Annotated in this window: 7 protein-coding genes; 3 read left to right on the top strand and 4 right to left on the bottom strand. The window is 68.8% G+C overall.

Annotation, left to right across the window (positions count from 1 at the left end; translation table 11 throughout):
* Positions 1-14 precede the first annotated feature (14 nt).
* Both JSV65_04305 and JSV65_04310 read left to right on the top strand, forming a co-directional pair.
* Positions 15-2,816: a PD40 domain-containing protein gene (locus JSV65_04305; protein ID UCH35579.1), complete on the top strand. Its 2,802-nt coding sequence runs from the start codon at positions 15-17 to the stop codon at positions 2,814-2,816.
* A 73-nt stretch (positions 2,817-2,889) separates the two neighbouring features.
* A complete protein-coding gene (locus JSV65_04310) occupies positions 2,890-3,138 on the top strand; it encodes a MoaD/ThiS family protein (GenBank protein UCH35580.1) in 249 nt (82 codons plus the stop codon).
* 5 nt (positions 3,139-3,143) lie between these two features.
* Here JSV65_04310 and JSV65_04315 read toward each other — a convergent pair whose 3' ends face one another.
* From JSV65_04315 to JSV65_04325, 3 genes are all read right to left on the bottom strand, one after another.
* Complete coding sequence (locus JSV65_04315) at positions 3,144-5,675, bottom strand: hypothetical protein (GenBank protein UCH35581.1); 2,532 nt, start codon at positions 5,673-5,675, stop codon at positions 3,144-3,146.
* 59 nt (positions 5,676-5,734) lie between these two features.
* Positions 5,735-7,048, bottom strand: a complete 1,314-nt coding sequence (locus JSV65_04320) for a hypothetical protein (GenBank protein ID UCH35582.1) — start codon at positions 7,046-7,048, stop codon at positions 5,735-5,737.
* A 71-nt stretch (positions 7,049-7,119) separates the two neighbouring features.
* Entirely contained in the window at positions 7,120-8,190 is a 1,071-nt protein-coding gene (locus tag JSV65_04325; protein ID UCH36698.1) for a DUF763 domain-containing protein, read from the bottom strand.
* Between the two features lie 330 nt (positions 8,191-8,520).
* Here JSV65_04325 and rlmD point away from each other — a divergent pair, with 330 nt between their 5' ends.
* The gene (gene rlmD / locus JSV65_04330) at positions 8,521-9,927 is read left to right on the top strand and encodes a 23S rRNA (uracil(1939)-C(5))-methyltransferase RlmD (protein ID UCH35583.1); all 1,407 of its coding nucleotides are present in this window, start codon (positions 8,521-8,523) and stop codon (positions 9,925-9,927) included.
* A 189-nt stretch (positions 9,928-10,116) separates the two neighbouring features.
* Here the strand turns inward: rlmD and JSV65_04335 are convergent.
* A partial coding sequence (locus JSV65_04335; GenBank protein UCH35584.1) for a hypothetical protein occupies positions 10,117-10,499 on the bottom strand: 383 nt, incomplete at its 5' end.

Below are 10,499 nucleotides of genomic sequence, written 5' to 3' on the forward strand. Positions count from 1 at the left end.
AGGACTACGGAGCAGTGAGCCGCAAGGATATCATAGCATCGGCGGCGGCGGCCGCCGCCGCGCTCCTGGCGACAGCGGGCATTATCGTCACCGGAGCGCGCATGCCCGCCGCCGAAGCCCAGCACGCAGCCCAGAGGGCGATGGCGCAATCCGCGTACATGTACGTGGACTTCGCCGACGACTTTCAGGATCCGCGTCAGGTCGCCCTCGGCTGGTCCGGCTCCGGCGACGGGTGGCGAGCAACGCGGCGACCGGGTGACGACGGGTTCATGCGCGCCGAAGGTACGAGCGGCGCTTCGACCGGCCTGCTCGCGGCCGCGGGCAGAGCGTTCCTCGCCCGTAACTTCACGATGTACGTGGACGTGCGCCGGTCCGACCTTGCCGCCGAGGCCGGGCTGGCGTGGGGATCGGACGGTAAGGTCGGCTGGCGCGCCACGGTGCGCGGAAACGAGTTGCTTTTGGTTCGGGCGGACCCCGGCGGCGAGATGGCGATTGCCCGCGTCCCGCTTCCGGAATCCTCGGAGAACCTCCGACTGGGAGTCGTGTCCGGCCTGGGGAGCTTTTCCGTCACGCTGGGCGACGGCTACGTCGCGCAGGCGCCGTGGGAACGAGGGGATAATCCCGGCCGCTTCGGCTTGTGGGCGCGAGGCAGCGCGGAGTTCGACGACTTCGCGCTTGAGGCGCGGCCGCTCGATCCGGGCACGGTGGCGGTGGCGAAGACCGATCTCGCCGACAACCTCAACATCTACATCGGCCCGGCCGACGGCGGCATCGGCCGCTTCGTCACCGCGAGATCCGGCAACAGCTACTTCCCGACGTGGTCGCCTGAGGGGACCCGGCTTGCCTTCCAAACCGACGAGGACGAGGGGACAACGGGCCTGTGGATGACAAGCGAGAATGGGGACGACGCCCACGAGGTGATTGCCGGTCCGTACTTCCATCCCGACTGGTCGCCCGACGGTCGCTCAATCGCTTTCGACTCGACCTCCTCGGCTGCGCCGAATACCGGCGAAGGCAGTCAGCGAGACGTGTTCGTCGCGGCGCCCGACGGGTCAGGTATCAGCAACATCACAAATCATCCGAGCGATGATTTCGACCCGACGTGGTCGCCGGACGGCCGCAGGATCGCGTTCTGCTCGGATCGCGACGGAAGCCTCGACATCTTCGTCGCCAACGCCGATGGGAGCGAGGCGGTCAACATCACCAACAGCCCCGGCGTGCCGGAGTCGGACCCGGCGTGGTCGCCGGACGGCGCGCAAATCGCATTTGTCGCCGCCGACGGCAAGGGAGGGCGGCGGGAACTCTTCGTCGTGGGCGCGCTCGGGGGAGAGAGCGCGCGCATCGCGGGCAATCCGGTGGCGGACGCGAACGCTCCGGCCTGGTCGCCCGATGGCGGCAAGATCGCGTTCACGGAAGAGCGCAGCGGGGACTACGACGTTGTGATCGTCGGCGCGGACGGAAGCAACCCGTTTCGCGCGTTCGGCACGGACACGCCAGAGGCCACGGCAGCGTGGCGCCCGCCCGCACCGGAGCCGGAGCCGCAGGTCGCGGCGGCAAGCGTGTGGGGCTATCCGGGCAGGACTGTCGCCGTGCCCATTCTCGCCCGCGGCATTCGCGGCCTGCGCGCCGCGACGATTGATGTTGCATGGGACGGCGAGGGCGCGGCGCTGGCGCGCGTCGCGCCCGGCGAGGTCGCGCAAGACGAGGGCTGGAGCTTCGACACCGATATCGGCGCCGGGTCGGCGACGATCGAACTGAAGTCGGGGGTAGGCGATGCATGGCGGACATCGGGGGCGCTGGCGGAACTGGAGTTCGAGATTCCGGCCGCGGCGCGGCACGGGGCCGAGGTCGCGGTTACGATCCGGAAGGTCGCACTGGATATTGCCGGCATTGACACCCCTCGCCCGCGCGCGTGGGACGGCGGCATCCAGGTCCTGATCGCCGACCATTTCGCGTTCGCGCCGGTGGCGGAGCGCCAGATCGGCGGCGCGCTGCCGCGACGGTTTGAGATCGCACTGCGCGCGCTTGATGAGAAAGGCGATATCTGCGCGGCGTTCGTGGGACCGGTGCGACTCGAAAGCGTGGCGGGCCGCGTCGAGTCCGCGGAAACCGGTTCTTTCGTCGCAGGGCAGTGGACGGGCGCCGTCGCCGTCAGCGGCGCGGCGGATGAGACGTCCGTCCTCGCGACCCACGCGGAGAGCGGGGCGACGGGGCACAGCGGCGGTTTCCACCTGATACCGGCCGGAAGCGTCACGGGCGACGATGTCGTGGACGCGACGGACCTCGAGCGCGCGGCGGACATCGCCGTCGGCGCGCTGACCCCAACGGAATGGCAGGCGCTCGCCGCGGACGTGAATGGCGACGGCGCGGTGACCGCCGCGGATGTTGCGGCAATCGGGCGCATCGTCCGCGGCGGGGGCGGCACGAAACCGAACCCGGGCGGCGGCCTCCAGGTCTCGCTGCGCGCGACGCGAACGAACCGTCAGACCGTGGAGGCCACTGTGACCTGCCAAGGCGCGGGCGGGATCGCGGCGGCACAGGTCGTGCTGGCGCATCGGAGCGGCGTCCCCGCCGTGACCGTTCACCCGGGCGACCTTCTGGGATATGGCTGGAAGCTGCGAGCGAAGGACGCCAAGGACCAGACGTCTCTGCTGGCCTATGCGGAACGCGGGGCCGGCCCCGCTCGCGAAGGCGGCGTGCTGGCGGTGGTCGAGTTCAGCGGCGGCCAACCGCAGGACATCGCGCTGCGGCGAGTTGAGGCGGCCGATGCCGCCGGTAAAGTGCTGCCGGTCGCGGTCGAGAAGACAGGGGACTGAAGCCGCTCGGCGGTGAGCCGGATTGCAGAGGGCGGCGTTGCCGCGACGCGGCCACACCTGCGCGGATCCCTCAATGGAACAACTCCCGCTTAAGGTCAAGGTCATAACCTTCGGCGAGTTCCGCCGCGTCGCCGGCGCGGGGGAACGGGAGATCGAACTCTCCGCGCACGCTCGCGTCGCCGATGTCGCCCGCGCAGTGGGGATAGAAGAAGCGACGGGCGCCCTGGCCGTGCTCAACGGCAAGACGGCGCATCCCGACGCGGAGGTCGAGGACGGCGACGAAGTTGCGTTCTTCCCGCGCGTGGCGGGCGGCGCTGTGTAAGTGCGTCAGCGCGACTCCGCCGCCGGCGTGATCTCGTAGACGCGCGCGGCGTAGGGCGCGAAGTCATCCGCGAGAGTCCGGCCGGATGCGGTCGCCGCGCGCTCCTCAAACATCACCCGCACCGAGGCCGCCTTGCCGGGCAGCGCGAACTCGGCGCGGGCGGGCGTCGTCTCCCCATTGACGGCGAGCAGGTACCACTTGCCGTCGTACTCCTTGAGCAGCGCGTGGATCTTGCTCGAATTCCCCCGCACCTCAACCGGCAGCTTCGCGGGCGACAGCAAGACGGGCGAGAGTTCCTTGACTTCCTGCCCGATTTCCTTCATCCATCCCCACATCTCTTCGTACTGCGGCAGGACGCGCATGTTGTAGTAGCACCAGTAGATCAGCCCGTTCGCGCCATGGGTCAGGGCGAGGTAAGTCATGCACCGTTCCTCGTCGCGCGTCGGCGCGCGGCCGCGTCGCAGCTCACCCTCGGTGGGGATGCGTCCGCGCCCGCCGGTGGCATTGGGATCCTCGGGCGGGCGATGCTGGTACCACGCGAACGCTTGCAGCACCATCCACAGCGGCTTGAGCCCCTGTGCCGCCTCGACGCCGACGTCCGTCATCTGGCTGACGCGAATCACGGGCCGCGTGGGCACGGGGTAGACATCAATGCCCAGCACGTCGGTGGTGGGCACGAAGTCGGGGATGATGCGGGGCACGAAGTGAACGATATAGGTCGGGTGCCCGGGGTCGGTCGAGCGCACCAGGTCGTAGTACTTCATCAGATCCGGGATCATCTTGGTAGGCAGCTCGTCGTTGAGATACCAGGCGAGGACCGCGGGATGATCCTTGAAGGTCGAAACGACGCCGCGCGCCATATCCTCGTTGCCGATCCAGGGGCCGATCTGCTTGTGATACGTCGCAGCCGGGTAGAGGTCGTTCATGCAGTAGATGAGCTTGATGCCGTGCTGCTGAGCGGCGTCGAGGTATTCGCGTATCTGATCGACCGGCAGCCGGTTGATGCCGTAATCGAGGATGCAGTTGAACGGGCTGTCGGCGATTTCCGCGAGGTGCTGCATGCTGTGCGCGCCGTACCAGCCGAGCGGGAAGAAAGGCTCGCCGTCAACGATGAGACGGTTGTGTTCGTCCACATGGGCGGGCAGGGCGGCGGCCTGGTCCTCCGTCAAGCGCTGCAGCGGCATTGATACCTGCGCCAACTCGCGTCCGTCGAGGGTCAGGCACCGCACGCGCAGGCCGCTCTCGCCGTACGGCAGGCTCTCCGCCGGGAAAGTCAGAGTGACCGTCTGCGTGCGCGGGGTGAGGCTCTGATACAGGATCTCGGAGTCGCGGGGGAGGTCGGGCGCTCGTGCCGTGCCGGGTTCCGTCACGGGTTCGGCGGGCAGGCGCGACAGCGGACGCGTCGGGCTCGACCACGGCGCCGAATAGACTTGCATCTCCAGCGTTGTCCCCGGCAGCGCGTCCCGCGTCAGGCCCAGCTCGGCGCGGAACTCACAGCTCCGCACGTCGGGCAGGATGAGGCCGCGATAGCGCGGCCGCAGCGGCTGGAGCGACAACAGCGGCGGCAGCTTCAGCGGGCGCCACAGGCGGTAGAGCACGCGCCCCGAGTCATCGAGAAGCGTGATGCCGAGTCGCTGCTCGGCATCGGGCGACGTCGCGGCGTATAGACCGCGCGCGACCTGGCGTGCGCCGCAGGCGAGCGGCGTCGCGAGCCGCTGTTCCAGCTCGTCGCGCAGGGTGCTGATGGGCTTCGTCGCGACGGTCACTTCGCGCGCCGCGCCGGCATTGGTCAGGCGCAGCGCGAACTCGTTGCCGGGGCCCCAGCGGGGGTCGCCGACTTCCAGACCCTCAACGGTCACCGCCCCTTCCGGGCCGACTATCATCTCCCCCATCACCGCCGCATCGTCCACGCTGCCCGGCGCGCCGTTCCACACGCTGGTCTCCTCGGTAGGCTCGACGTTGTGACGGACGCGCCCGATGTTGAGCGCCCAGCGCACCGGCGTGCCGAGGCGCCGAACGCCGAGGTCGCCGAGGTCGAGTGTCATCTCGACGCGCCATTCGCCTTCATCCCTCGCCGCGGCAATCTGCGCGCGCCCGGCCATTGCGTCGTCTGTCTTGACACCGTCCGGGTTGACCGCGAATTGCTCGAAGCGGCGCTTGGTGTTGGTCACGTCAATGTGGATCTCGACGAAGTCGTCGGACCAGACGATGCCAGCTTCGGGCGTCGCCTTGACTTGCATGCCCTCGGGCTCAGCTTCCGCGCAGCGGATGCCTATGTAAAGGCGCCTGCCGTCGCACAGGAAGTGGACGGCCGTCGCCTGTGACGGCCTCTCGCCCGTTTGCTCCAGCAGGAAGCCATCCGCGACACCCGCCGACTGCCACACCGGCTCGTCGAGCGCGCCGTCGAGCGTCGGGGCGCCGATTGGCGCAACCATCGGAACGCGAACCGTCTTGGCCGCCGCGGAGTCGGGGGACAGCATCGTCGCGAGCGCGACGGCGACCAGTGCGCCTGTCAGGGACATCCGAACGGGAGTCACAAGTATCCTCCTCGGGCCGTTGTGGATTATCGGTGCTGCGCGCGCGTGAGTCATGCGCGCTATTTGCCGGGCGCGACGAAGAGCGGCTGGCTCCAGGCTCGCTTGCCGTCGGCTTGGCGCACGTAGTCCACCCTGACGTAGCGCTCATCGCCCTGCAACTCGTAGACCGCCGCTTTGCGATCGAAGGCACTGAGACCGAGCAGGCGGATGCCATGGGCGCCGCGGAACGTGAAGTAGCCATCGTCGTCGGCGCTCGCACGGATGGCGCCATCCCGCACCTCGACCCGCAGCGCGGGCCCTTGGGAGGCATAGAAGTTGCCAGCCCGCAGGTTCGCGAGGATGTCCTCAGGCGTGCAGGCCGGGGCATTGACCATGACAAAGCCGTAGGAGGTCGGCGCGTCGGGGTCACCGTGGAAGTCGTCGGAGGCGACGCCCCAGACGATCTTGCCCTTGGTCAGCAGGTAGTCCCACGGCCGGGTCTGGTCGGCGCGGCCGCCGATCTCAATCATGGCCACGCCGCGCAGCGCGTCAAGCTCTGCCAGCTCGTAGCCCACCGCGCCCTCGGGGTGGGCAAGCAAGGTCAAGCCGCCCTTGGCCGCAACGACGTTAATGGTCTGCTGGGCGGTGAGGGTGACGCTCTTCTCGGTGTAGTTGATGCAGACGATATCGCCCTCCAGGGTGCCGCGCTCATGGCCCAGGAGGCGCACGATCTGCTCGCCGTCCGGCGAGCGGTCGTCCGTGGTGATGACGTCGTGATCGCTGATCTGCACCCACGAGCAGCCGTCGGCCAGGTACTTGCCGATAAGCACGGCGGGCGGCGTGCGGCCGTCACTGTTGGTGGTGTGGGCGTGGAGCTGGCCCTTGTACCAATTGGGATAGGAACGGCAGGGGTTGCGGACGACGAGGCGCTTGCCCGTGACGGTCGTCACCTTGGTCGCCGGGATGTCGGGCCGGAAGTCCGGGGCCGGCGGGGCCGGCGTAATGCCCGGGGTGCCGATGGTGAAGGTGGCGGTAGTGATGCTGCCCGGCGCCAGCTTGAGCCGGTAGCCCAGGGTGTCGCGAGGCACTAAGTCGAGGTGATAGACGGCGGGCAGGAACTCATCCGTCATGACGAACTCGAAGCCCCAGACACCCGGCGAGAGCTGCGGCAGGTTCTCCTGCATGCCGGGCAGCTCGCGGATGATGAGGGTGACCGCCGTGACCACGCCGGCCGGGTCTTCGATGGTCGCCGCCATGCGCAGGGTGTCGCCCGTCTTGACCTGGGCGGGCGCGATCTGCACGTCCGCGATCTTGGGCAAGGCCTGTGCCCCGGCCAAGCTGACGACCGCCAGGAGCAGCAGGATGCAGACAGCCGATCGGAATCCTCGAGCCATTTGACTCCTCCGTTTCATCGATTGCATGCCCGCCGCGGCGTTCTCTTGCGGGCCTGCCACAGCGCCTGCGTTCAGCTCGCCAGCCGGCGCAGGGCGTCGAGCTTCTCGCGGTCCCCGATGTGCGCTTTATTCACCGCTTCGCGCAGCACCTCGATCGAGCGGTCGTAGGTCTCGCGGTCCACGGGATAGGGATATCCGTCTTTGCCGCCGTGAGCGAAGGAGAACGCGGCGGGATCTCGCGTGCTGGCGGGGATGCCGTAAACCAGGTCCGAGATGAGCGCCAGCGCGCGGATCGCCTTCGGGCCGACGCCGCGCACCTCGAGGAGCTGCTGGAAGTCCTGGGGCTGGCGCTCGTATGACTTGAGCAGGATGCGCTTGAGCGAATCCGGCCGCAGCTCGCTGACGAGCACCTCATGGTGTCGCGGCAGAGAGAGCGACTGCATGCGCTCGATCTCGCTCGCCAGGCGCTCGGGTTTCTCCTGCGACAGCAGGGCCGTCGTCTGCCGCGCCTCCTCGCTCTCCCGCGCGACCATGTTGAGCACCTGCCGCGCCGAGCCCTCGGAGCACACGCCGCGGTGGGGCTCGCGGACGAAGCTGTCCATCTCATCGGATAGCCAGTGGTATCGCCGCGCCCACGCCGTGTCCTCATTCATCCCCTGCTGCACGACCGCCCAGTGCCCGTCGCGCGTGAAGAGAAAGGTGTGATGGTAGAGTTGATAACCGTCCTGCACGGCGGTGTTGTCCACCTTGGCGGACATGCGGGAGGCGTAGATCAACTCCTCGGGATCGCGCCCGAGCGAGAATCGCTCGCCGTGGGCGGCAATGTCATCGGGCGTGCGGCGCGAGGTCTTGCCCTTGCCGCCGGCGACGAACAGGCCGAGGTCGGCCTCGGTTCCGCGCAGCGCCTGCTTGAGCGCGCCGCATACGGTCGTGGTGACTCCGGAGCTGTGCCAGTCGAAGCCCAGGACGCAGCCGAACGCCTGGAACCACCAGGGATCCGCCAGGCGAGCCAGCATCTCGCGCGGGCCGTGTTCCTCGACCATGCAGCGCGTGATCTCCCGCGACAGCTTCGTCATGCGACCGAACAGCCATCGCGGCGCCGAGCCGCCGTGCAGCGGGAGGTTCGCGGATCCGGTTCGCATCGCGTTCCCAGTATAGATGAAACCTCCGGGGGTGTCGAGGCCGCCCATCTCCAGGGCGTGGTTGTGCAATCTCGGCGGCGGCGTCCACCTGCAGTCGGGCCGAGTCGGAGGATTGGCGGCACAGGGGCATGCATCGCGGGAATGAGTCGCCCTCACCGGGCCCGGCTCCGGCGCGCAGGCCAGGGGAACTCCCTTACGCCCTGATTGCGGGAGTGCGGTGCAGGCGACGAGCGCGCGAGTGCGCCGAGGCGGGCCGCGGAAGCTGAAAGGGGCTGGTCCGAACGCACGCCGCGTGATTCTGATATAATCTACGCGGCTCGCGCGATTTCGATGTCTCAAGACACACCGTCAAGTTCCCGCATACCGGTCAAGCCCGGGGATTGCGTCACCCTGCGTCTGGACTCTCTCGCCGCGGGCGGCGAGGCCGTCGGGCGGTATGAGGGTCTCGCCATGTTTGTGGAATACGGCGCGCCGGGCGATGTCGCCGACGTGCGTGTCAGCCATGTTGCACGCAACTACGCCCGCGGGCGCATCGAGCGGCTCGTCGAGCCGGGACCGGACCGGGTGGAGCCGCCGTGCCCGTACTTCGGGTCGTGCGGCGGCTGCGACTGGCAGCATCTCGAATACCAGTCCCAGGTAGCGGCCAAGGTGGAGATGCTGCGCGAGTCCTTCGCCCGCATCGCGTCGCTCGAGTTGGACGGCATCATCGCGCCGATCGCGATGCGCGATCCCTGGCGCTGCCGCAGCGCGGCGGAGTTCACGGTGGCTGCAACCGACCCGCCCGCACTGGGGTTCCTGCGCGCGCGGAGCAACGATGTCGTGCCGATCGCGGACTGCCTGGTGCAGCATCCGCTGAACGTCGAGATCCTCCACGCGATGAACGAGTGGCTGGCGCGACACGGGGCCGGAGAGTTATGGTTGGTTGGGACGCGGACCTCGTTCGCCGAGGAGCGCGCGTTGATCGGGTTGGCGTTCCGCGGCGAGGGCCCGGCCGCGCAAGATGCGGCCGCCGATCTGATGCGCGCGGTGCCGCGCATCGCCGGGGTGTCGGCGGTCACCGCACGCGACCGCCGCGAGCAGCACCGACGCCTGTCGCGCCACGTGGCCGGCGAGGAGTTCATCCACGAGCGGGTCGGCGAGCGGACCTACCGGATCGGGGCCGACACCTTCTTCCAGGTCAATCCGCAGCAGGCCGCGCGGCTAGTCGAGACGATGGAGGAGATGGCGCGCGTCGGCCGAGGCGAGACGGTGGTGGATGCATACTGCGGAGCGGGTATCTTCCTGGTACCGTTGGCTGAGCGGGCGGGGCGCGCCATCGGTATCGAATCGAATCCCGCGGCGGTGCGCGATGCGCGCGCGAATCTGCGGCAAGCGGGCTTGGGACATGCGACGGTCGTGCGCGAGAAGGTGGAGCGCGCGCTGCCGCTGATGGCCCGCGGGAGCGGGTCCGCCGAGCGCGCCGCTGATGGAGCATCGCGGGAGCGACGAACCGCGCGAAGCGCACGGGCGGACATCGTGGTGCTCGACCCGCCGCGCCAGGGGTGCGGGAGGCAGGTCATGAACGCCGTGGGCGCGCTGGCGCCGCGCGCGGTGGTGATGGTGAGCTGCGACCCGACGACGCTGGCGCGGGACATCGGGCTGCTCGCCGAACACGGCTACCAGGCGCGGCGCACCGTGGCCATTGACATGTTCCCCCACACGTGGCGCGTGGAATCGGCGACCCTGTGCGAGCGCTGACGGCGCGCCGCGTCCTTCAGGCGGTCCTCAATCCGGCGGTACCGCGTACGGTTCCCTCAGCCCCGGCGACTATAGTAGGTCGTCCGCCGCGCCTGGACCAAGAAACCGGCCCGCCTCGTGGACTACCGAGGCGGGCCGGATCGCGGTGGGCCCTGGCCAGATCAGTGAACCAGGACCCTGCCCGAGCTCTTACTGAATCTCGTTCGGGCTGGTCATGAGCGCGATCGTGCTGTAGAAGCTACCGCGCCAGTACTTGACGTGACCATCGGTGAAGCCCACAGGGGTCGCGATCGTGATGGTCGGCGGATCGCCTCCCAACTCGGGCGGAACCACGTGGTCATCCGTGTAGTCGTCGCTGTAACCCTCATGCACTCCGAAGGAGTCGCATGCAAGCAACGGCTCCCACACCGGGTCGTCGAAGTTGCCGACGGCCTGGGCGCAAGCGAAGTACTCCGACGGATCGTCGCCGGAGCCAAGGTACCCCAGAATGACCGCAACGTCCCAGATCGCGAACGAACCCCAGCCGTAGTCGCTGGCCGCGGTCCCGATCGGGTGGTGCATGCAGAAGTAGA

The organism is Armatimonadota bacterium, from assembly GCA_020354555.1.
Taxonomy (GTDB): domain Bacteria; phylum Armatimonadota; class Hebobacteria.

What these genes read in the sequence shown, in the direction of transcription:
- JSV65_04325 (UCH36698.1), bottom strand. Translation starts at nt 8,190, where the DNA reads ATGCGAACCGGATCCGCGAACCTCCCGCTGCACGGCGGCTCGGCGCCG.
- rlmD (UCH35583.1), top strand. Translation starts at nt 8,521, where the DNA reads ATGTCTCAAGACACACCGTCAAGTTCCCGCATACCGGTCAAGCCCGGG.
- JSV65_04320 (UCH35582.1), bottom strand. Translation starts at nt 7,048, where the DNA reads ATGGCTCGAGGATTCCGATCGGCTGTCTGCATCCTGCTGCTCCTGGCG.
- JSV65_04310 (UCH35580.1), top strand. Translation starts at nt 2,890, where the DNA reads ATGGAACAACTCCCGCTTAAGGTCAAGGTCATAACCTTCGGCGAGTTC.